At 58.6% G+C, this 21,599-nt stretch carries 27 protein-coding genes; 16 read left to right on the top strand and 11 right to left on the bottom strand.

The window, feature by feature from the left end:
- Positions 1–11: 11 nt before the first annotated feature.
- The 7 genes from rpsP to RUA4292_RS18785 all read right to left on the bottom strand — a co-directional run bounded on the left by rpsP (position 12) and on the right by RUA4292_RS18785 (position 4,566).
- Positions 12–401: a 30S ribosomal protein S16 gene (gene rpsP / locus RUA4292_RS18815; RefSeq protein WP_058273326.1), complete on the bottom strand. Its 390-nt coding sequence runs from the start codon at positions 399–401 to the stop codon at positions 12–14.
- 42 nt (positions 402–443) lie between these two features.
- On the bottom strand, positions 444–740 hold the full coding sequence (locus tag RUA4292_RS18810) for a chorismate mutase (protein ID WP_058273325.1): 297 nt from the start codon (positions 738–740) through the stop codon (positions 444–446).
- A complete protein-coding gene (locus tag RUA4292_RS18805) occupies positions 737–1,288 on the bottom strand; it encodes a GNAT family N-acetyltransferase (RefSeq protein WP_058278984.1) in 552 nt (183 codons plus the stop codon). Before RUA4292_RS18805 ends, RUA4292_RS18810 begins: the two co-directional genes overlap by 4 nt.
- On the bottom strand, positions 1,285–1,830 hold the full coding sequence (locus RUA4292_RS18800; RefSeq protein WP_058278983.1) for a GNAT family N-acetyltransferase: 546 nt from the start codon (positions 1,828–1,830) through the stop codon (positions 1,285–1,287). Before RUA4292_RS18800 ends, RUA4292_RS18805 begins: the two co-directional genes overlap by 4 nt.
- A complete protein-coding gene (locus RUA4292_RS18795; RefSeq protein ID WP_145975022.1) occupies positions 1,827–2,339 on the bottom strand; it encodes a GNAT family N-acetyltransferase in 513 nt (170 codons plus the stop codon). Before RUA4292_RS18795 ends, RUA4292_RS18800 begins: the two co-directional genes overlap by 4 nt.
- Positions 2,340–2,380: 41 nt before the next feature.
- Positions 2,381–3,886 carry a signal recognition particle protein gene (gene ffh / locus RUA4292_RS18790; RefSeq protein WP_058278981.1) on the bottom strand — a complete coding sequence of 502 codons (1,506 nt, stop codon included), beginning with the start codon at positions 3,884–3,886 and terminating at the stop codon, positions 2,381–2,383.
- 161 nt (positions 3,887–4,047) lie between these two features.
- On the bottom strand, positions 4,048–4,566 hold the full coding sequence (locus RUA4292_RS18785; protein ID WP_058278980.1) for a hypothetical protein: 519 nt from the start codon (positions 4,564–4,566) through the stop codon (positions 4,048–4,050).
- A gap of 88 nt (positions 4,567–4,654) precedes the next feature.
- On the opposite strand from RUA4292_RS18785, the gene RUA4292_RS18780 reads away from it, so the two are divergent.
- Positions 4,655–5,185: a prolyl-tRNA synthetase associated domain-containing protein gene (locus tag RUA4292_RS18780; RefSeq protein ID WP_058279049.1), complete on the top strand. Its 531-nt coding sequence runs from the start codon at positions 4,655–4,657 to the stop codon at positions 5,183–5,185.
- Here RUA4292_RS18780 and RUA4292_RS18775 read toward each other — a convergent pair whose 3' ends face one another.
- Both RUA4292_RS18775 and RUA4292_RS18770 read right to left on the bottom strand, forming a co-directional pair.
- Positions 5,186–5,926: an aspartate/glutamate racemase family protein gene (locus RUA4292_RS18775; RefSeq protein ID WP_058278979.1), complete on the bottom strand. Its 741-nt coding sequence runs from the start codon at positions 5,924–5,926 to the stop codon at positions 5,186–5,188.
- A 71-nt stretch (positions 5,927–5,997) separates the two neighbouring features.
- On the bottom strand, positions 5,998–6,579 hold the full coding sequence (locus tag RUA4292_RS18770) for an FMN-dependent NADH-azoreductase (RefSeq protein WP_058279048.1): 582 nt from the start codon (positions 6,577–6,579) through the stop codon (positions 5,998–6,000).
- A gap of 118 nt (positions 6,580–6,697) precedes the next feature.
- Here RUA4292_RS18770 and RUA4292_RS18765 point away from each other — a divergent pair, with 118 nt between their 5' ends.
- From RUA4292_RS18765 to RUA4292_RS18750, 4 genes are all read left to right on the top strand, one after another.
- A complete protein-coding gene (locus RUA4292_RS18765; protein ID WP_058273318.1) occupies positions 6,698–7,576 on the top strand; it encodes a LysR family transcriptional regulator in 879 nt (292 codons plus the stop codon).
- Positions 7,573–8,487: a DMT family transporter gene (locus RUA4292_RS18760; protein WP_058278978.1), complete on the top strand. Its 915-nt coding sequence runs from the start codon at positions 7,573–7,575 to the stop codon at positions 8,485–8,487. The genes RUA4292_RS18765 and RUA4292_RS18760 overlap by 4 nt, the downstream gene beginning before the upstream one ends.
- 62 nt (positions 8,488–8,549) lie before the next feature.
- Positions 8,550–8,828: a hypothetical protein gene (locus RUA4292_RS18755; RefSeq protein WP_058278977.1), complete on the top strand. Its 279-nt coding sequence runs from the start codon at positions 8,550–8,552 to the stop codon at positions 8,826–8,828.
- Positions 8,829–8,934: 106 nt separating this feature from the next.
- Positions 8,935–9,348: a universal stress protein gene (locus tag RUA4292_RS18750; protein WP_058278976.1), complete on the top strand. Its 414-nt coding sequence runs from the start codon at positions 8,935–8,937 to the stop codon at positions 9,346–9,348.
- A 2-nt stretch (positions 9,349–9,350) separates the two neighbouring features.
- On the opposite strand, the gene RUA4292_RS18745 is transcribed toward RUA4292_RS18750, so the two are convergent.
- On the bottom strand, positions 9,351–9,686 hold the full coding sequence (locus tag RUA4292_RS18745) for an ArsR/SmtB family transcription factor (RefSeq protein WP_058273314.1): 336 nt from the start codon (positions 9,684–9,686) through the stop codon (positions 9,351–9,353).
- 231 nt (positions 9,687–9,917) lie between these two features.
- Here RUA4292_RS18745 and RUA4292_RS18740 point away from each other — a divergent pair, with 231 nt between their 5' ends.
- The 7 genes from RUA4292_RS18740 (at position 9,918) to RUA4292_RS18710 (ending at position 14,902) form a co-directional block, all read left to right on the top strand.
- Positions 9,918–10,250, top strand: a complete 333-nt coding sequence (locus RUA4292_RS18740; protein ID WP_058273313.1) for an AtpZ/AtpI family protein — start codon at positions 9,918–9,920, stop codon at positions 10,248–10,250.
- A 2-nt stretch (positions 10,251–10,252) separates the two neighbouring features.
- Positions 10,253–11,011: a F0F1 ATP synthase subunit A gene (locus RUA4292_RS18735; RefSeq protein ID WP_058278975.1), complete on the top strand. Its 759-nt coding sequence runs from the start codon at positions 10,253–10,255 to the stop codon at positions 11,009–11,011.
- Positions 11,012–11,059: 48 nt separating this feature from the next.
- Positions 11,060–11,284, top strand: a complete 225-nt coding sequence (locus RUA4292_RS18730; protein WP_005981269.1) for a F0F1 ATP synthase subunit C — start codon at positions 11,060–11,062, stop codon at positions 11,282–11,284.
- Positions 11,285–11,370: 86 nt separating this feature from the next.
- On the top strand, positions 11,371–11,922 hold the full coding sequence (locus RUA4292_RS18725) for a F0F1 ATP synthase subunit B' (protein WP_058278974.1): 552 nt from the start codon (positions 11,371–11,373) through the stop codon (positions 11,920–11,922).
- A gap of 5 nt (positions 11,923–11,927) precedes the next feature.
- On the top strand, positions 11,928–12,488 hold the full coding sequence (locus RUA4292_RS18720; RefSeq protein ID WP_058278973.1) for a F0F1 ATP synthase subunit B: 561 nt from the start codon (positions 11,928–11,930) through the stop codon (positions 12,486–12,488).
- A gap of 131 nt (positions 12,489–12,619) precedes the next feature.
- On the top strand, positions 12,620–13,555 hold the full coding sequence (locus RUA4292_RS18715) for a hypothetical protein (protein WP_058278972.1): 936 nt from the start codon (positions 12,620–12,622) through the stop codon (positions 13,553–13,555).
- 93 nt (positions 13,556–13,648) lie between these two features.
- On the top strand, positions 13,649–14,902 hold the full coding sequence (locus RUA4292_RS18710; RefSeq protein WP_058278971.1) for a glycosyltransferase: 1,254 nt from the start codon (positions 13,649–13,651) through the stop codon (positions 14,900–14,902).
- A 7-nt stretch (positions 14,903–14,909) separates the two neighbouring features.
- Here the strand turns inward: RUA4292_RS18710 and RUA4292_RS18705 are convergent, their stop codons facing one another.
- The gene (locus RUA4292_RS18705; protein ID WP_058278970.1) at positions 14,910–15,677 is read right to left on the bottom strand and encodes an FCD domain-containing protein; all 768 of its coding nucleotides are present in this window, start codon (positions 15,675–15,677) and stop codon (positions 14,910–14,912) included.
- A 155-nt stretch (positions 15,678–15,832) separates the two neighbouring features.
- Here RUA4292_RS18705 and RUA4292_RS18700 point away from each other — a divergent pair, with 155 nt between their 5' ends.
- The 4 genes from RUA4292_RS18700 to RUA4292_RS18685 all read left to right on the top strand — a co-directional run bounded on the left by RUA4292_RS18700 (position 15,833) and on the right by RUA4292_RS18685 (position 21,472).
- Complete coding sequence (locus tag RUA4292_RS18700) at positions 15,833–17,053, top strand: aminotransferase-like domain-containing protein (protein WP_058278969.1); 1,221 nt, start codon at positions 15,833–15,835, stop codon at positions 17,051–17,053.
- 23 nt (positions 17,054–17,076) lie between these two features.
- Positions 17,077–17,472: a hypothetical protein gene (locus RUA4292_RS18695; RefSeq protein WP_058278968.1), complete on the top strand. Its 396-nt coding sequence runs from the start codon at positions 17,077–17,079 to the stop codon at positions 17,470–17,472.
- 139 nt (positions 17,473–17,611) lie between these two features.
- Entirely contained in the window at positions 17,612–21,067 is a 3,456-nt protein-coding gene (locus RUA4292_RS18690) for a chromosome segregation SMC family protein (RefSeq protein ID WP_058278967.1), read from the top strand.
- Positions 21,068–21,121: 54 nt separating this feature from the next.
- Positions 21,122–21,472 (top strand): hypothetical protein, encoded by a 351-nt coding sequence (locus tag RUA4292_RS18685; protein WP_058278966.1) that lies wholly within the window; start codon positions 21,122–21,124, stop codon positions 21,470–21,472.
- Positions 21,473–21,599 lie beyond the last annotated feature (127 nt).

Genomic DNA, 21,599 nt, shown 5'->3' with positions numbered 1-21,599 from the left:
CGCTGACCTGCTTACTCTTCTGCCGCTGCTTCTTCAGCCGGAGCAGCAGCTGCCTCGGCGGCTTCAGCAACCTTTGCAGCTTTCTCTTCTGCGCGTTCCTGAGCTTTCTTGCCCGGGGTACCCTTGTTGGGGTTGTTGCGCTCGGCCTTGTTAAGGGTGCCGGCAGCTTCCAGCATGCGTGCAATACGGTCGGTGGGTTGTGCGCCCTGATCCAGCCAGTACTGAATGCGCTCCATGTTCATTTTTACGCGCTCTTCGCTGTCTTTCGGCAGCAGCGGGTTGTATGTGCCCAGCTTTTCGATGAAGCGGCCATCGCGGGGCATACGGCTGTCAGCCGCTACGATGCGATAGAAAGGACGCTTTTTTGAGCCGCCGCGGGCGAGACGAATTTTCATTGCCATGGTGGTATCTCCTTTGAATGGCGTATCCGGTGATTCACCGGTTTAGTTCTGGTGTTTCTTGTGGTGTCGGATGACTTCCTGAATGATGAAGTTCAGGAAAGCCTTGGCGAAATCTGGGTCCAGATGGGCCTTGTCCGCCAGGTCTTCTAACCGTGCGATCTGCGCGGACTCGCGCGATGGATCGGACGGGGGAAGGTCGTGTTCGGCCTTGAGCTTGCCAACGGCCTGGGTGTGCTTGAACCGCTCGCCCAGAGTGTAGACGAGGATCGCGTCCAGCCGGTCGATGCTTTCGCGATGCTCTTTCAGCAACGTCGCAGCCCGAGTCACAGGGTTGTTCATTGGCCGGTCCTTTCGGTGGTCAAAGCGGTGTCAGAGAATTCGAGCTTCGGGTGCCGCCAAACCTGACAGCGTTGACCCACAACCTCGCCCTCGCGTTCATAGGTGGCGCCAAGACGTTTGGCCAATGCGCGCGAGCGGTTGTTTTCATGGGCGATGTACGAAATCGGGCTATTGACCCCCTGGTGTTGGGCGGCATAGGCGCGCGCAGCCATCGCGGCCTCGAACGCAATTCCTTTGCCTTCGAAACCACCGAAAATGACCCAACCCAATTCGGGCTCATCCCAGCCCGGCGCGTTGATGATGCCGGTCCAGCCTGCAAAGGCGCCGCTGGCCTTTTCGACGATGTGCCAACCACCGTAACCCATAATGGCCCAATGCCCGAACCGGCCCAAAAGGGACCGCCATGCTTCCAGTGGCGTTTTTGGGCCGCCGACCATGCGGCTGCGGTCCGACGCGAAGAAGGTTGTCATCGCGGGCAGGTCACCTTCTTGTGGTGCCCGCAGGATCAGTTTTTTTGTTTCAACGGTGGGGATGGTGTACGACGTCATGCGTAGGCCTCGATCCCGCCATTCACCAGATCGGCCGGGGCAGGGTGCCGCCAGACTTGCATCGTACCAAAAGCCGGATGTTCGAAAGTGTAATCGAACTGGGCACCCAGACGTTCGGCCACGGCCTTGCTGCCCAGATTCTCCGGGTTGATCAGCGAAATTGCCGTTTCCCAACCCAGCACATCATAGGCATGCGCGCGCGCGGCCAGCGCGGCCTCGGTCGCGTAACCTTTACCAGTTGCGTTATTCATCAACGTCCAGCCGATTTCAGGTTCGGGCCAGCTGTGCGGGCACCACAGGCCGACGTGGCCGACATAGGAGCCTGTGTCCTTTTCCTCGACGCCCCAGAACCCGTAGCCGCGCATGGCCCAATGACCCAGCAGCATGGCAATGGCGCGCCATGTTTCATCAGGGCGCAGGGGGCCGCCGACGAATTTCGATGCATCGCTGGCAAAGAATTCGGCCTCGGCTTCCAAGTCCGCTTCGCTAGGGGCCCGCATGATCAGGCGTTCGGTTTCCAACCTGGGGATCGACGGTGTCATGCCTGCACCTCGCCATAGCGCCAGACATGCTGATCTGCGTCAAAGGCGCTCTCGGCCGCTGCGTCCCGGGATGCGCCAAGGCGTTGCGCCAACGAATTCGAACGCGTGTTCGACCGCGAGACATAACTGACGAACTGGCCCGATCCGAGCAGGTCGAAACCGAAGTCGCGTACGGCCGCGCAGGCCTCAGTCGCGTAGCCTTGCTTGCGGTGTTCGGCGCTGAACATATAGCCAAGCTCGGGTTCGCGGTCATCCCATTCCAGTCCTAGCAAAACGAAACCAGCGATCTGATCGTCGTTCTTCAGGGTCACCGTGAACAGGCCATGCCCATGTAGAAGCCAGCCGGAGGTATAGTAGGAAAACTCGGTCCAAGCCTCCTGTTCAGAACTGCCAAAGCTCTCGCCGCAAACTGTGGTCCAAACAGGCAAGTCATCCAGAGTGGGTGCACGCAGAACCAGCCGCCGGGTCTGAATGACCGGCAGGGCCGCGCGATACTGCGCTGCTGCCATCGCCGCCTTTCCGGACGGGGGCTGGGTGCAGCGTGCTGGTGTCACTTTTTCTTACCGAAACCGCTCAGACCCGGGGGCAGGGCCATGCCGCCACCCATTCCAGGCATACCGGGCATCTTGCCGCCCATCGCTTTAGCCGCCTGTTCCAGCGCCTTGGGGTCCATGCCTGCGGCCATGTCTTCGGGGCTGGGGCCACCTTTACCGAACATGCCTTTCATGGCCTGTTTCAGCATCTTGCCTTTGCCCATTTTGCCCATCTTCTTCATCATGTCCGACATCTGCCGGTGCATTTTGAGCAACTTGTTGAGGTCACTAACCTGCATCCCAGAACCGGCTGCGATCCGTTTTTTGCGGCTGGCTTGCAGCAGTTGAGGGTTGGCACGCTCGCGTTTGGTCATGGACTGGATCAGGGCGATCTGGCGCTTGAGCACCTTGTCGTCCATGCCCGCCTCTTCGACCTGCTTGGCCATTTTGCCCATGCCGGGCATCATGCCCATCATGCCCTGCATGCCGCCCATCTGGACCATCTGTTCCAGCTGCATCTTCAGGTCGTTCATGTTGAACTGACCTTTGACCATGCGCTTCATCATGCGCTCGGTCTGTTCCATCTCCATCGTTTCCTGGGCTTTTTCGACCAGGGCAACGATGTCGCCCATGCCCAGAATACGACCGGCGATCCGGTTCGGCTCAAAGGTTTCGAGCGCGTCCATCTTCTCGCCCAAACCGACAAAGCGGATCGGCTTGCCGGTGACCGCGCGCATAGACAGCGCCGCACCACCGCGCCCGTCACCGTCCATTCGGGTCAGGACGACGCCGGAAATGCCGACCTTGGCCTCGAATTCCTCGGCCACTTCAACGGCGACCTGACCGGTCAGGCCGTCGACCACCAGCAGGGTCTCGCGCGGATCAACAACGTTACGAACCTGCTCGACCTCGTTCATCAGCACTTCGTCAATGTGCAGACGGCCAGCAGTATCCAACATATAGACGTCATAGCCACCCAGCGTCGCCTGTTGCTTGGCACGTTTGGCGATGTCGATGGGTTTTTGGCCGGGAACGATCGGCAGGGTATCGACGCCGACCTGCGTACCTAGAACGGCCAGCTGATCCATCGCCGCCGGGCGATAGACGTCGAGCGAGGCCATAAGGACCTTCTTGCCCTCTTTCTCTTTCAGGCGTTTGGCCAGCTTACCGGTCGTGGTCGTTTTACCTGAGCCCTGCAGGCCGACCATCAGGATCGGAGCAGGCGGGTTATCGATTTTCAGCGCACCTGGATCTTCTTCACCGCGCAGTGTGTCAACCATCGCGTCGTGCACGATCTTGACGACCTGCTGTCCGGGGGTGATCGACTTGGTCACCGCCTGACCGGTGGCCTGATCCTGCACTTTCTTGACGAATTCACGTGCAACCGGCAGCGAGACGTCAGCCTCAAGTAAGGCCACGCGCACTTCGCGCAGGGCGGTTTTTACGTCCTCTTCGGACAGGGCACCCTGTTTGGTCAGCCGGTCAAAGACGCCAGAGAGGCGTTCGGATAGATTTTCAAACATGCCTTCGGCCTCCTTAGCCGGTTATCTGATGGCAGTTCCTAGGTAGGAAGCGCCGGTTAAATGCACAATTGCCCCCACGGGCGTGACACGCTGGTGGGGGGCGATCCCTGAACGACTCAAGGGACCGGAAGATCAGACGCTTCCGGATGTTTGACTGCGATTTAGGCCGATTGGCTGTCCGAGTCAACCTCTCGCGCGGGTAGCCAGTTGTTGACCGCATCAACCATCCGCTGTGCGCCGCGCCCGCTGACATAGGCTTCGACGATCGGGTGACGACCAGCACTCATGCCTTTTTTAAGGACTAGAACGGGGCGATGCATCTTGGACGTGGTCCTGTCGCGGGTCGAGGTGGTGGTTTCCACCTCGGCATGGGACAGGTTCGACAACTCATGTTCTTCTGCGTCATATCCAAAGATCGATTGGCGACGGATCAAGATACTATTGCTGTTGCGGTCCAATATGACCTGTACGCGGCGCACAAAGACGCAGAATGCGCCAAAGCCCAACCCGCCACCGAACAGCGCAAAGAAGATGCCGAACAATATGCCCTCGCCACCCTCGCTGACCATGAATAAACCAGCCCCAACAAAACAGAGGATAAAGAGCACCAGCGTGATGCCGATGAACCATGGCGTGTTAGTCAGGATCAGTCGGTCCGGGGTGTTGCGCGTCACTTTCATGGCGGCACGCTAACACTCAATTTTGGCACTGTCGTGGCTTGAATTCATCCTCGTGTTGCGCGATGAGCGCATCCAACAGGAGGTTCCCATGGACGCGTCATCCGCTTTTCAAGACACGTTGCCGATCAGTTCAGACGCGCTGTTGCAGCGGTTGGATGACTGGGGGCTGAGCTATCGTCTGCTCACGCATATCCCCCTGCGCACGGTTGAGGATGCCAAAGGCGTTGAAGAGCAATTCCTGGTACCGGGCGAAAACTCCCTGCGCCTCAAGAACCTGTACCTGCGCGACAAGAAAAAGCGGAACTATCTGGTGACGCTCGAACAAAGCCGCGAGATGGACCTCAAGGCGCTGGGCACAGAGCTGGGGATCGGTAATCTGTCCTTTGGATCAGCGGAGCGGTTGTTCCAGAACCTCGGTATCCGCCCCGGCGCGGTCAGTCCGCTGGCCATGATCAATGGTGTGCAAAACGATGTGCGGTTCTTCATGGACGCCACCGCGCAAAAGGCGGACGTCATCTATATGCATCCTCTGGTAAATGACCGGACCGTCGCCATGACACGCGATGAACTGATTGCATTCTTCGATCAGGTCGGATGCGCAGTCACCTGGCTGCCGTGATCAATCGCTCAGCGCCTCTTCGAGGGCTGCGGCGACATGGGCGGCGGACGGGTTGACGAACAGGTGGCCGTCGGCCTCAAAAACAGGGTCATCCACGTGGTCGGGAAAGGCCAGCGGCAGTTCGGTGCACGCCAGCAAGATCGCAGTTCCAGGCTTTGCGTGCTTGTCGCAGAAAGTTAGTAAACGAGCGCGCGCTGTGGCTGATGCGCCGCCGTAGAAGTCACTGTCGATCATCGCCTGCATCTCGGCAATTTCCGTTTCGGGCAGGCGATCATTTGCAGTGATCCCTTCGGAGGCCAATCGGTCTGAATAATTGCTGGCCTGCATGGTCACTGTCGTTCCCAGAACCAGGGCTGTGGACGCCCTGGCAGATGCTGTGGCCTCAGCGGTTGCATCGAAAATGCTGAGAATGGGCATGGTGATACCTTGCCGGATCGCATGCAGTCGCGCGTGCGGAGTGTTCGAGGCGATGATGCCAAAGTCGCAGCCTGCGTTTTCAAGCGTCAGCAATGCCTCGCGAAACACCGCGTCGAACCCGGACCAACTGGTCTCATCCCCGGCGGTTCCCCGCAGGGCGCGGGTTTTGGCCTGCGTAACGGATTCGATTGTCATAGGCGGGATCGGCAGAGGCGAGCCGTGGCCGCGATTGGCAAAGTGCCTGCTGGCCCCTTCTGCGATCGCTCGGTAATAATCCACGGTCGAGGCCCAGCCCACACCGCCCAGAATGCCGATTTTCTTCATGATGAACGCCCAGTCTGCAAATCTCGCTTAAGGCAGACTGGACGTTTCACAAGACAAAGGCCAGAGGTGGGTCAGGCGGCGAGTTGAGTTACCGCTTTTTGGGCGTTCGCCAACGCGGCGTCCGCATCCAGCGCCATCTTGTCAGCCGCAATCACGTCGACGTCGTGGATACCGATGAATCCTAGAACGTGCTTGGCATAGTTGGTGGCAAAGTCGATCTCGGACCCTACCTCGGTGCCGCCGGACGCGATTGCCAGCACGGCGCGCTTACCTTCCAGCAGGCCTTTGGGGCCGGTTTCCGAATAGGCAAAGGTCAGACCCACGCGGGCGACAAGGTCAATCCAGGCCTTGAAGGCCGCAGGCACCGAGAAATTGTAGATCGGCAGCCCGATAACAATGGTGTCGGCGTTTTGCAGCTCGCTTACCAACTCGTCGGACAGGGCCAGCAGATCGCGTTGAACCTCGTCACGCTGATCGGCGGGGGTGAAGTTGGCGTTGATCCAGTCTTCGGTAAGCAGAGGCAGGGGGCTGGCAAGATCGCGGCGGATGATGCGCCCGGCGCCAAGATGCCCGATAATCTGGCCGGAAAGGTCGCGAGTGGCGGATCCGGTGCGGCGGGCCGAGGCGTCGATATGCAGGATGGTCTTGGTCATGTCAGGGTTTCCTTTTTGGCGGGGTAACTGTTTCCGGTTCCAATATGAGTGTTGCGTCAGCGAACGAAGCGCGGATATACCAACAGGTATTGTTGGAATTTGCACAGTGGGCTTGAGCATGGATAATTGGGACGAAGTCAAAACCGCCTATCAGGTCGCTCGGATGGGCACTGTCAGCGGCGCGGCCGAAATCTTGGGCGTGCACCATGCCACCGTGATCCGCCATATCGACGCGATCGAGGCGCGGCTGGGCGTCAAACTGTTTCAGCGCCACGCGCGTGGCTATACCCCAACCGATGCCGGAGAGGACCTTCTGCGCGTGGCTCAGGCCACCGAAGATCAGTTCAATCAGTTGGTGGGCAGAATGAAAGGGCGTGGCGATGATGTGTCGGGCGAATTGGTTGTGACGTCTCTGGCCTCGCTGGCGCCCTTGGTCGTTCCTGCCCTGTCCGAGTTCCAATCAATGCATCCGGGCCTGATCGTGCGTTACCTCACCGGGGACCGCCTGTTCCGCCTGGAATACGGCGAGGCGCATGTGGCCATCCGTGCGGGTGCCGCCCCGGACCAACCCGACAATGTTGTGCAGCCGTTTATCGAACAGGAGGTCGGCTTGTTTGCCAGCAAGTCATATATCGAGCGCCGAGGCAAACCAGCGAGCATTGACGAATTTGCAGACCACTTGTTTGTCGGCACGGACGATGAAAACAGCCGCGCTCCGTTTTCCAAATGGTTGCGTGCCACTGTCCCGGCCGAGGCCATCGCATTCCGCTGTACCAACAATTTCTGCTTGCGCGAGGCGGTTCTAGCCGGGGCCGGGATTGGTTTCATGGCACGATGGGAGGCATCGCGCGATCCGGAACTGGTCGAAGTTATTGAGCCATTGCCCGAATGGTTCGGCAAACTTTGGCTGGTGACCCATGTCGATCTGCACCGCACGACCAAAGTGCAGGCCTTCCTATCGTTCCTTAAGAAAGAGTCCAAAGGTTGGCTCTCGTGACACCGCAGGGGCGTGGTCATTTGGCAATGATCACATTCACTCTGCTGGTGGCGGGTAGTTTCTCGTTGGGATCGATTGTGGCCAACCAGATTGCGCCGTTGGCGATTACAGCCGGACGGTTTCTGATTGCGGCCGTCATCATCGGCATTGCCGCGTTAGCCACCACCGGTTTGCCGCGCAGCGCTGCGCAAGCGCCGTGGCGATACGCCGTTTTGGGCGGGCTGTTTGCCACTTACTTTGTTCTTATGTTTTACGGCCTAAAAACCGCCGACCCGGTCAGCACATCTGCGGTATTCACCCTGACGCCGGTCATGTCTGCGGTCGCCGGATGGGTTCTGCTGCGCCAGATCACCACTCCGCGTATGGCTTTTGCCCTGACGGTGGGGGCTACCGGGGCTTTGTGGGTTATCTTTCGCGCCGATTGGCAGTCCTTTCGTGCATTCGAGATCGGTGGCGGAGAGATCATCTTTTTCTGGGGCTGCATGGCGCATGCAATCTACACGCCGATGGTGCGCAAACTGAACCGGGGTGAGCCCGCGGTAGTCTTTACATTTGGAACACTGGTTGCTGGCTGCGTGATCCTGACGATTGTCGGCTGGTCAGACATCCGTGCAACCGATTGGGCGAACCTGCCGCTGATCGTCTGGGTCAGTCTGCTGTATCTTTCTATCTTCGCAACGGCCTCCAGTTTCGTTCTGGTCCAGTTTGCAGCGCTACGCCTGCCGTCGGCCAAGGTTATGGCCTACACTTATCTGATCCCCAGCTGGGTGATCCTGTGGGAAATCGCGCTTGGGCGGCCTGCGCCAACTGTCATGGTGCTGGTTGGTGTCGTTTTAACCGCGATCGCGCTGGTTCTGCTGCTCAAAAGCGAAGAGCAACCTGCGAAAGACACTGCACCGATCTCGGAATGACCCTTGCCATTTGGCCGTAATCTAACAACCCTCGGGTCTGATGAACCATCCTGGAGGGAATGATGAAGCAAGCTATTCTATTTGTCGTCGGTGCGATGTTATCCGCCTGTACGCAAGGAGGGGGGCAGGGGTCGTCGGAGACCGACCTTCAAGGCAGTTGTGAGGCACTCGTGTCGGCTGAGACTGGTGTTCAGGCCGCTGACGTCAACGCGGTTTCGACCGAGTCCGTGCCGACTGGAACAATCACAACAATTGAGGTCACTGGCGCTCAGGCACCGTGGTTGTGTCTTGCGGATGCAACGGGTGTGATCATCGGCGTCGAGTATAGTCAGGAAGGCTAGCTGGGAACCGGCCAAACCGAATGAAATGGTCGGAGTCATCTACATGAGACAGATCAAAGTACTCTATTCCTGAGCCCGCTAACATCGGCGGCAGGAGGAAGATGCCATGTTTAGTCACATTATGATCCCGGTCGATATTCATCTGCCACCGGAAATTCGTAAAGCTCTGGATGTCGCTGCGCAAATGGCGAGATGGCAAAACGCCCGGATCACAATCGTCAGCGTGACCGGAACCCAGCCGGGCGACGTCACGCATTCAGACGCGAAGATCAGCACCGAGCTGCAAGCCATTGTGGATCAACTTACTGAGCAGAGTGGCTCCGAGGTTTCAGCGCGCAACATCCACTCGGTAGATGTAGCTGCAGAGGTCGACGGTGATTTGACCCGCGCCGCTGAAGAGATTGGGGCCGACCTAATCGTCGTTGGGACGCACGCACCGCGCATCACGGACCACATCTTTTCCAGCCATGCCGGATATCTGGCCAAGCATGCCAAAGTATCGGTGTTTGTCGTCAGATAGGTCTAGGGATCGTCTGTTGCTGGTAGTTCGACTTCCAGAAATCGTTCAAACGCATCCAGATTGACCGGTTCGAACTGACCGAACCCCTGCATCCAGACGGATGCCGCGCGCAGCGCATCCGGTTCCAGCTTACACCACTTCACCCGCCCGCGCTTTTCCTGGCTGATCAACCCGGCCTTGGTCAGGATGATCAGATGTTTCGAGATCGCGGCCAGCGACATCTCGAACGGGTCGGCGACGTCGGTGACGGCCATGTCATCCTCAAGCAGCATCGCAAGGATGGCGCGGCGGGTCGGGTCGGCGAGGGCCGCGAAAACGGTATCGAGGTCATTGGACATGCTATCGCTCAATCACAGCGCCCGGTTTTGGTCAACCATTTGGTTGAATATACGAATTGAGGGGTTTTTACGCGCGCCGATGGATCGGGACATCTTAATGGCGCTTCAACTTCATGAATAAATTGCATAAAATCAATTACTTAACCTGCGGCAAGTCGGACATTTAACACCGTTGACTCTGTGCCTTGCGCCCCTTAGCACCCTACCCAAGACTGTGCGAGGGAATTGCCCGTGACCGATGATGACCAAAAGCAGCGTATGGCGCAGCTGGAGGCCAAGATCACAGCGGCGAAAAAGGCCAAAGCGCCAAAGCCTCGTGCGGATGCTGACGTGTCCGGGGGCGAGCTTGCCTGGAGGATGGTCATCGAAATGGTTTCCGGTCTTGGGATCGGATTTGGCATCGGATACGGGCTGGACAGCCTGCTCGGGACAATCCCGATCTTCCTGGTGCTGTTCACATTGCTGGGCCTTGTCGCGGGCGTGAAGGTTATGCTCCGCAGCGCGAAAGAGGTTCAGGAGAAACAAGCGGCTGCTGAGGCGGCCGATAAGGACGAGAGGGACTGAACGTGGCAACTGAGACCACCGCAGCAGAAGGCAGCAGCCTGGTTTTCCATCCGATGGATCAGTTCATCGTTAAACCGCTTTTCGGTGACGGTGCGATTGCGTGGTACACGCCGACCAACGTGACTCTGTGGTTGTTTCTGGCTATTGCGGCGATCTTTGCCCTGCTGGTTCTCAGTACCTCGAAACGCGCCATTGTTCCGACCCGGATGCAGTCTGTTGCTGAGTTGGCCTATGGCTTCATCTACAAGATGCTGGAAGACATTTGCGGCAAGGAAGGCGTGAAGTACTTCCCCTATGTCATGACCCTGTTCATGTTCATCGTCTGCGCGAACTTCCTGGGCATGTTGCCCATGTCTTTCACCACCACATCGCATTTCGCCGTGACCATCCCGCTGGCGCTGGCTGTGTTCCTGACCGTAACCGTTCTGGGTTTCGTCAAGAACGGCGCAAGCTTCCTGGGTCTGTTCTGGGTGTCCAGCGCACCGCTGGCACTGCGCCCTGTCCTGGCGATCATCGAGCTGATCTCGTACTTCGTGCGTCCGGTCAGCCACTCCATTCGTCTTGCCGGTAACGTCATGGCAGGCCACGCGGTTATCAAGGTTTTCGCAGGCTTTGCCGCGATTGCCGTGATCTCACCGGTGTCCGTTCTGGCGATCACCGCAATGTACGGCCTCGAGGTCCTCGTGTCCTTTATTCAGGCCTACGTCTTCACCATTCTGACCTGTGTTTACCTGAAAGATGCGCTGCATCCTTCGCACTAAGGTCCGATACCCAAACATCGAAACTTCCAATTCGTAAGGAGAAACATCATGGAAGGCGATCTCGCACACATCGGCGCAGGCCTGGCAGCAATCGGTTCCGGCGCAGCCGCAATCGGGGTGGGCAACGTAGCAGGCAACTTCCTGGCCGGCGCCCTGCGCAACCCTTCGGCGGCTGCTTCGCAGACCGCAACCCTGTTCATCGGTATCGCATTCGCAGAAGCCCTGGGGATCTTCGCATTCCTGGTCTCGCTGCTGCTGATGTTCGCCGTCTAATCTGCGGAACCTGATCCTTACGCGCAGGTGGGCCCAAGCCATAGCGGCCCACCTGTTGTAAAGACAACGTTCCGACGGAGGACATCATGGCGACTGAACCCCTTGCCAAAGAAGTAGCTGGCACCTGCGTCGACGCCTACGGCTCGGCCATCGGTATGCCGCAGCTCTGCTTCGATTGGTTTCCCAACCAGATTTTCTGGCTGGTCATCACGCTGGTCGTCATCTTTCTGGTCCTGTCTCGCGTGGCCTTGCCCCGCATCGCGGCAATCCTGGCGGAACGTCAGGGGACCATTACAAATGACCTGGCTGCGGCCGAAGATCTGAAGGCCAAAGCGGTCGAGGCTGAAGAGGCCTATAACAAGGCGCTGGCCGATGCCCGTTCTGAGGCACAGCGTATCGCAGCGGAAGCCCGCGCTGAAATTCAGTCTGGTCTGGATGACGCGATTGCCAAGGCAGACTTGGAAATCGCTGCAAAGGCGGCTGAATCGGAAAAGGCAATTGCCGATATTCGTGCCGGCGCGCTGGAAAGCATTCAAGTGGTTGCCAAGGATACGGCAGCTGAACTGGTTACAGCACTGGGCGGCGAGGCAGATGCCAAAGCCATCGACAGTGCAATTGACGCGCAGACGAAAGGATAAGTGACATGCGGAATACTCTTGCCCTTATCCTGACCGTCGGCGCCGCCAGCCCCGCGCTGGCTGCAAGCGGCCCGTTCTTCTCGCTTGGCAACACCGACTTTGTGGTCACTCTGGGCTTCATCGTTTTCATCGCGGTCCTGTTCTATTTCAAGGTTCCGGGCATGATTGGTGGCGCGCTGGACAATCGCGCCGACGGCATCAAGTCCGAACTGGACGAAGCCCGCGCCCTGCATGATGAGGCACGCAGCCTGTTGGCCTCGTACGAGCGCAAGCAGCGTGAAGTGCAGACCCAAGCGGATGCCATCGTGGCTGCAGCCAAGGAAGACGCTATTCTGGCGGCAGAACAGGCAAAGGTCGATTTGGAGAAATCCATCGCCCGCCGTCTGGCAGCAGCTAAGGACCAGATCGCTTCGGCTGAGGCGTCAGCTGTCAAGGAAGTCCGCGATCAGGCTATCACCGTTGCGGTATCGGCTGCCAACGCGGTTCTGGCCAAGCAAATGACCGCGGCACAGGCGAACAAGCTGATCGACGCGGCCATCGCGGATGTTGGTGACAAGCTGCATTGATAGCTTCCAACGCCGTTTCGACAAAGAGTGACCCGAAGGCTGAACGCTTTCGGGTTTCTTTTCTTAGGGAACTGCTCTTGGCGATGTTTTTGGCGTGAAATACCCTGCGCGAAACCTGACGGAGAGTTGCTATGATTGACACAGCACCTGCGATTGCCGATCCAGCACCGGTCTGTCTGTTCGCTTTCAACCGACCCGATCACACTGAGCGGACTTTGCGGGCGCTTGCTGCGTCGCCTTTGGCTGCGCGCACCGATGTAATTGCTTATCTAGATGGGCCGCGTTCGGCAGATGATGTTATCCCGGTTGCGGAAACCCGCAAAGTGATTGAAGCGCAGACAGGCTTTGCCACCCTTACATTGCGCGCACGTGATGCTAACGCCGGGTTGGCCCAGTCGATTCAGGAAGGCGTTACCGCGACGATGCAAACTTATGGCAGGGCGATTGTTGTAGAAGATGACATTGTGACCTCGTCCGCGTTTCTCACCTACATGAACCGCGCGCTGGATCGATACCAAGATGACCCGCGGGTCTGGCATATCGCAGGATTCAACGAAGACCTTCCTCCCTTGTTGGATCGGCGTGGTGCGGTTTTCTGGCGCTTCATGAGCTGTTGGGGATGGGCCAGCTGGGCCGACCGCTGGCAGCATTTCGAACGCGACCCGAAAAAACTGGTTCAGCAGTTTTCCGATGATGACATTCATCGGTTCAACCTGAGCGGGGCCGAGGATTTATGGGGTCAGGTACAAGGCAATTTGCGCGGTGACATTCGGACCTGGGCGATTTTCTGGTACGCAACGATTTTCGGGCAGGATGGCCTTTGTCTGTCGCCTTGCAGGTCTTTTGCCGAGAATATCGGCCTGGACGGGTCTGGTACCCATTGCGGACCAGTGGACGAGGTTAAGCCAAAAGATCTCTGCCATGACTTTGACCTGCCACTTCCCGACGATGTCACCGAAGACAAGGTCGCGCTCGAGGCGCTGCGGGCGCATTTCAGCTATAGACCGGATCGTTTGACCCGTTTAAGACGCAAGATCAGAAGGCTGGGGGCTAAACTTCTTGGTTAATTGGCGTCATTTGAAAATGGGGATGTCAGTTGGCGACGACAATCCAAAGGCTCTGACGTTTGTACGTCGGACATCCTCACGAAATTTGTTCCAATGCGCGTAAACCATATTAGCCATAGCTATTCTGGCGGAGGTGCCGCCATCGCTGCCCACAGGCTGCATCTTGCCTTGCTGTCCAAAGGGACGAATTCGCACATGACCGTCGTCGATGGCCCGGACGAGGATCGGATCACAAAATTCGCGCCGCGGAAAACACTAAAGCGGCTTTGCCAGCGTGAGTACGCACGTCATCTGCGAAAGAAATATGCAAGAACTCAGGTCAACGGGTTGGCGTCTCTTGGTCTGGCAAGCTCGGGTCTGGCCGCGTATCTGAACAGCCAACCGTCGCAAATTTTGAATTTGCATTGGGTGAATTCCGACATGATTTCGATTGCCGAGATCGGGGCGGTGAAACATCCCGTGGTCTGGACGTTTCATGACATGTGGCCGTTCTCCGGGGCCGAACATGTGAGCGAGCTGGACAGATGGCGTGATGGTTACGTGTCATCCGAATTCAGTGGGTTTGACCTGAACCGCTGGGTCTGGAAAAGAAAAGCCGCGCATTGGAAAAAACCTTTTCAGATCGTTTGCCCCAGCAATTGGCTGGCTGACTGTGTTCGGCAAAGTGCGTTGATGCGCGATTGGCCTGTCACCGTGATCCCCAACGCAATCGATACCGATTTCTGGGCACCTGTCGAAAAAGCCCAGGCGCGCGCTGATCTGTCGCTGCCTCAGGACGCTCCGCTGGTATTGTTTGGTGCCGTCCAAGCGACTCAGGATCCCAACAAAGGCTTTGCCCACCTTGTCGAAGCTATGCGACGGGTGCATTCCGCCGTTCCTGATGTTCAGGCAGTTGTATTTGGTAGCGACAAGATCGATGCCGAATTTCCTTATCCGATCCATTTCATGGGGCGGATTAGCGATAACCGGGTGCTGAAGCGCATTTATTCGGCTGCAGATGTCTTTGTGTTGCCATCCCGGCGCGAAGTGCTGGGATATACAGGTGTCGAGGCCATGTGCTGTGGCGTTCCGGTCGCAGGTTTCAAAACCAGTGGGCTGTCGGATCTGGTTCCAAATCAAAGCCTGGGGTATTTGGCGCGCCCATTCGAGGCAGAAGACCTCGCACGAGGTGTTATCTCGATCCTCCAGAATCGCCACAATGAAACCGGGTTGGCCATGTCAGGTACTGCCCGGCAACATGCCGTGGACAGCTTTGCAGAGGCTGTGGTCGCTGGCCAATATCAGGCGCTCTATGAAGAGATCGCTGATAGCACTGAGTATGGATTTGGCGCAATATCAGAGCGTTGACGCCCGCCTAATCTTCGGCCTCGTGCATCAATTTTTGTTTGGCGATGTCTTCGTTGCGTTCGGCCTTCTTCCCGTCCCAAAGACATTGTTCGACATAGGTTAAGTGCATGTCGACAGCGGCACGGGCAGCGGCCGGGTCGCGTGCCTGAAGCGCGGTGTTGATGGCGCGGTGCTGGTCCAGGATGGCCTCGCGCGTAGTTTGCTGCTGGAACATCATCTGGCGGTTATAGAACACGCCTTGCCGCAACAGATCGAACATTGACCGCATCATATGTAACATGACCACATTATGGCTGGCCTCGATGATAGCCATGTGGAATTGCGCGTCCAGCTGCGCCTCATCTTCGGTCGCATTGCTGGTATGGGCGGCTTCCATCTTTGCAAAAATCGTCTGTACCACCTTCAGGTCGCTGTCCGACCCTAACCGGGCCGCGCGTTCGGCCGCCAACCCTTCCATGTCGCGCCGGAACGAGAGGTAATCGAACACCGCCTCGTCATGGCTGCCGAACAGCCGGATCAGCGCCGGGGAGAAGGCTGAGCCCAGAACCTCGGCCACATAGATCCCGGATCCTGCTTTTGCTGTCAGCAACCCTTGGCTTTGCAGGTCCGCGATCGCGTCGCGCAGGGACGGCCGGGATACGCCCAGCCGCTCGGCCAATTCGCGTTCGGCGGGCAGACGTTCGCCGGGGCGCAGTATGCCGCGCAGTATCAGCAGTTCAATCTGGCGAACTACCGCGATTGAAAGCTTTTCGGTCTGAACTTTTTGAAATGGCATGCGGGCGTCATTCCGGAAATTGGTCAAATGATATGACCACGGATGGCGGCGAGGTTCAAGAATGCGGGGTCACGTGGTCTAAAATATTAGGTCAGTATTGTTGACTTTTTGATGTTCCTCTCTACGCTGGCCGTGACTGAGAGCGGAGGAGACTCATGTCTACGCACGAATTGTTCGCCACGCGGGCATCCCGGATGAAAGCGTCTGAGATACGCGAATTGTTAAAGCTGTTGGATCAGTCGGGGATCATCTCTTTTGCAGGCGGCATCCCCGATCCCGCGTTGTTTCCAGCCGAAGGGTTCGCGGCCGCCTTTCAAGCTGCGTTGGGGCCTGACCAGCAGGCTCAGGCGCTACAATATTCCGTCAGCGAAGGTTACGTCCCGCTGCGGGAATGGCTCGTCGACCACATGCGTTCAATCGGAGTGGAATGCGGGCTTGAGAACATCCTGATCACATCAGGCTCGCAGCAGGCACTGGATTATCTGGGTAAACTCTATCTGTCGCCGGGTGATACTGCGCTGGTCGGATGGCCGACCTACCTGGGCGCATTGGCCGCATTCAATGCCTATGAACCACGTTTTGACCGACTCAGCATCAATGGCAACCGGGGCGCGGCAGAATACGCGGCGTCAGCGGGCGAAGGCGCGGTCAAATTTGCCTATCTCTCGCCTGATTTCGCCAACCCGACAGGCGAAACCGTGGATCTGCGGGGGCGAGAAGCGCTGCTGGATCTGGCAGATGAGTTGAACTGTGCGGTGATCGAGGATGGCGCCTATCAGGCCCTGCGTTATGACGGGGATGCCATCCCCTCGGTTCTGGCACTGGAATTGGCGCGCAAAGGGTCGATTGAGGATTGCCGCACGATCTATTGTGGAAGCTTTTCGAAAACCTTGTCTCCGGGGTTGCGGGTTGGTTGGGTCGTGGCGGCAAAGCCAGTGATTTCTCAATTGGTGTTGATGAAACAGGCTGCCGATCTGCATTCGGCAACCATCAACCAGATGGCCATTGACCAGGTGGCACGGGCTTGTTTCAACACGCATATCCCGATGCTGCGTCGTGTCTACGGTGCTCGCCGCGACGCCATGTTGCAGGCGTTGGAGGACCATATGCCCGATGGCGTGCAGTGGACCAAGCCGGAAGGTGGCATGTTCGTGTGGTTGACATTGCCGGTCGGTACAAACGGGGCCGAACTGTTGGCCCGGGCGCTGGACACGGTCAAAGTCGCCTTTGTCCCGGGTGGAGCCTTTTTCCCGGACGGCAGCGGAACCAACACAATCCGGTTGAGTTTCTCGAACTCGGATGAGGATACAATCCGCGTAGGTATTCGGCGATTGGGCGAGGTTCTGCGCGCCTGCCCGGCGGAAAGGTTTTGTTAACCTTGATGGCGCATTGCTGGGGTATGATCCGGTATCTGTCCCTTCTAGTGCTGGCCGCTTGCTCGGCCGGCACGCCCCACTTTCGCGATGTGCCTGCGACCCGTGTGGCGGTGAACGGCAGTGTATTTGATGTGCGGGTCCGCGATCAACTGGCCGAGGCCGTACGCATCAACTCTCAATATGCTCCGCGCCTTGGCCCCATTCGCGACCGGGCAGCACTGGCTATGGCACAGGTGTCGGGTTGCCCGTTGTTGCATGTTCTGGGCGACGCTGCGGTCACCGTGGGCATTCTAGGTTGTGACCGGGAATTGGGGGAAAAGCTGATTTTCGGCAGCCTTCTTCGCCGTCCCTATGAATGCACCGACTATGGCTACTATGAAGACTATGGCTATCAGGTTTTTGAGTGCGCTCCTTACTGAGATACGCGCTTTTTTGCGTATTTTGGCAAGATATTGTGGATAACTTGGCGTGAAATCCCATATCCTGCGTTACTCCGTTGACTCACCCCCAATGGGTTGCGCAGACTTCCAGATATAGGAATCATGGGACGAGCGGCCTTTGCGGTTCAGCAAACTTAAACTCACCGGCTTCAAAAGCTTTGTTGACCCGACCGATCTGATTATCGCGGATGGGTTGACCGGTGTGGTGGGCCCGAATGGTTGCGGCAAGTCCAATCTTCTGGAAGCGTTACGTTGGGTAATGGGTGAAAACCGCCCCAAATCCATGCGCGGTGGCGCGATGGAGGATGTGATCTTTGCTGGGGCCGCAACGCGTCCGGCCCGCAACTTTGCCGAAGTTGTCCTGACGATGGATAACTCGGAACGTTTGGCGCCTTCGGGGTTCAATGACAGCGATCAGTTGGAAATTGTGCGCCGCATCACCCGCGATGTCGGCAGCGCTTACAAGACCAACGGCAAAGATGTTCGGGCGCGCGATGTCCAGATGCTATTTGCCGATGCCTCTACCGGCGCGCATTCACCTGCACTGGTGGGGCAGAACCGCATTGCCGAGCTGATCAACGCCAAGCCCCGCGCGCGTCGCCGCATTCTGGAAGAGGCGGCCGGTATCTCGGGCCTTTATCAGCGCCGCCATGAGGCGGAGCTTAAGCTGAAGGGCACCGAATCCAACCTGACCCGTGTGGATGACGTTCTCGAACAGCTTGGCACCCAATTGGCGCAGCTTGCGCGGCAGGCGCGTCAGGCGGCGCGGTACCGTGAGATTGGGGAGCAACTACGGCAGGCTGAAGGCATGCTGCTCTATCGCCGCTGGAAAGAGGCTGACATGGCCCGCCAACAGGCCGAAGACGTCTTGCGCGAGCGGATCACCGAAGCCTCGCGCGCGGAGGCCGAAGCCCGCGCCGCCAGCGCCAAGCGGTCTGAAATCGAGGAAACTCTGCCGCCTCTGCGCGAGGAAGAGGCAATCGCCGCCGCCGTCTTGCAACGACAGCAGGTACAGCGCGACCAACTGGCTGATCAGGAAACCCGTGCGCGTCAGACGATCGAGACGCTGACCAACCGAATTCAGCAATTGGCCAACGATATCGAACGCGAAACCGGCCTGAACCGGGACGCGGGCCAGATGATTGAGCGCCTGGAATGGGAAGCGCGCGAACTGGCCAAAGCGGCAGATGGGCATGACGACAAAGTGGCTGAGGCCGCCGAGATCGCGCGCGAAGCCGCATCCGTGCTGCAAGATCGAGAAGATCACCTGTCGCAGGAAACCGAAGATGTGGCGCGTCTTGTGGCGCGTCACCAGTCGGCTCAGCGTTTGGTCGAAGACAGCCGCAAGACGCTGACCCGGTCCGAAGGCGAAGAAGAGAAAGCCCGTGCTGCGGTAGACGGCGCCCGCAATGCTTTGACCCGCGCCAGTGAAGCGTTTGAGGAAGCGCAAGTGGGTGAGGAAGAAGCGCGCGAGGCCGCTGAGGCCGCCGACGAAGCGCTGGCCGCAGCGGACGAGCTGCGCAATGAAACGCAAGCGAGAGAAGCCGAAGCACGCGCTCAGCGGTCTGAGGCCGAGGGTGAACTGGGCGCGATCCGCGCCGAGACATCCGCCTTGGCCAAGCTGGTCGAACGGGATACCGCCGAAGGCGGGCAGGTCTTGGATCTGCTGCGGGTCGAGCCCGGCTATGAAAAGGCGCTGGGGGCGGCACTGGCTGACGACCTGCGTACACCGTTGGTCGATGCCGATGGACCATCCGGCTGGGTGCAGGTGTCAGGCTACGATGCAGATCAGCCCCTGCCCGATGGGGCAGAACCATTGGCGTTGCATGTCTCGGGCCCAGACCGCCTGAGCCGCCGGATTGCTCAGATCGGATTGGTTGATGCGGATCAGGGCGCGCGGCTGCAAGCCTCATTAAAGCCGGGGCAGCGTCTGGTGTCACGTTCGGGTGACTTGTGGCGTTGGGACGGGTTCCGGGCATGGGCCGAAGATGCGCCAAGCGCTGCAGCCTTGCGGTTGGAGCAGCTCAACAAGCTTGAAGCTCTGAAACAGGAGCTTACCCGCGCCGAAGCGCAGGCTGATGGTGCCTGCGCGGCACATGAGGCGCTGTCGCAGCAACTGGCGGATGTCACCGAGGCAGACCGCCGCGCACGTGAAGCCCGCCGCGCTGCTGATCAGCGGATGGCGGAATCCGCGCGCGGGCTGAGCCGGGCCGAGGCTGACCGCAATCTGGCGCAGGGCAGACTGGAAACGCTTACCCTTGCCGTTGACAGACACAAGGATGATGCCATGTCTGCCCGCGCGCAACTGCGCGAGGCCGAAGGCGCTCTGGCCGGCCTGGGTGACGTCGACAGCGCGCGCGTGCAGGTCGAGGATATCAAACAGACGGTTGAGGCCGCGCGGATCACCATGCTGACCCATCGCTCATCCCATGATGAGCTGCGCCGTGAAGGCGAGGCACGAACCCGGCGGGCCCAGGAAGTGACGAAGGACCTCAGTGGCTGGCGGCACCGGCTGGATTCAGCAGAAAAACGTATCGCGGAATTGGTCGAACGCAAGGAAAGCTCTGAGGAAGAACTGTCTGAGGCGATGGCCGCCCCGGGTGAGATCGCCGAAGCCCGCGAAGAACTGAACGAGTTGATCGAGACAGCCGAGGCCCGGCGTGCCGAGGCCGCCGACAAGCTTGCCGAGGCTGAGACGCAGCAGCGCGAAGTCGTGCTGGCCGAGCGAGAAGCTGAACGTTTGGCGTCTGAAGCCCGCGAATCCCGTGCAGCGGCTGAGGCGCGCTGTGACGCAGCCAAAGAAAGCGTCGTGGCAGCTGCTGAGCGGATCGCTGAAGATCAGCAGTTGACGCCGAACCAGTTGCTGAACCAACTGGATGTGAACCCCGACCAGATGCCTGCAGCCGACGCGCTGGAGGCCGAAGTAAACCGCCACAAGCGCCAGCGAGACGCGATGGGTGCGGTGAACCTGCGGGCCGAAGAAGACGCCAAGGAAGTTCAGGAAGAGTTCGATACGCTGAACACCGAAAAGGCTGATCTGGAAGAAGCGATCAAGGCCCTGCGCAGTGGGATTGCCAGCCTTAACCGGGAAGGCCGTGAGCGTCTTTTGACCGCGTTTGAGCAGGTGAATTCGAACTTTGCCATGCTGTTCAAGCACCTGTTTGGTGGCGGTGAGGCCAATCTGGTCATGGTCGAAAGCGACGATCCGCTGGATGCCGGGCTGGAAATCATGTGCCAGCCACCGGGCAAGAAGCTATCCACTCTCAGCCTGCTTTCGGGCGGCGAGCAGACCTTGACGGCGACCGCGCTGATCTTTGGCGTCTTCCTCGCCAACCCCGCGCCGATCTGTGTGCTGGATGAGGTCGACGCGCCACTGGATGACGCCAACGTTACCCGTTTCTGCGACCTGCTGGACGAAATGTGCCGCCAGACGGACACTCGTTTCCTGATCATCACCCACCACGCGGTGACCATGGCGCGGATGGACCGGCTGTTTGGCGTGACCATGCAGGAACAGGGCGTCAGCCAGTTGGTTTCGGTCGATCTGAAAAAGGCCGAACAGATGGTCGCCTGATCGTTCACTGCAACGTTATGCCTCAATCGCTGCGTGGCGGGTTAAGGTGGCAGCATGACCCGATATCTGATCTTTGCCTTGTTGGCTGCCAGCCCGGTTGTGGCGGTGGAATGGCCAACAAAACCCGGAGATGTCCCGCTTTCATCTGCCGAGCTGGACGCCCTCGCGGGGCGAACGCTGACCTTCTATGACGACGGACAGTCCAAGTTTTCGGCTGGTGGGGCTTATTCCTTTACCTACGCCAGCGGGGATTCCGCGTTTGGGACATATTCCATTGCCGACGACGGCAGTGTCTGCATCGCGTATCGTAACGGGTTCAGCCGCTGCGATCTCTATGTACGCAGCGGTAAGCGCCTAGTTTTGATTGACGAGAAAGGCGACCGATACCCGGTCCGGCCTGAATGAGTTTGGTAGCCGCTTCGACGATCAGGCATCGGATCCAAGTAGGGCATTAGTTGATTTGAGATTCGCGTTTTGCGTTGTCATTTGATCGAAACAATACCGAATGCCCGAGAAGAATGGTGGGTTTTCT

It is taken from the genome of Ruegeria atlantica (genome assembly GCF_001458195.1).
Taxonomy (GTDB): domain Bacteria; phylum Pseudomonadota; class Alphaproteobacteria; order Rhodobacterales; family Rhodobacteraceae; genus Ruegeria; species Ruegeria atlantica.
Note: the sequence above shows the minus strand (reverse complement) of the source record. Positions and strands in the feature narration are given on the sequence as shown.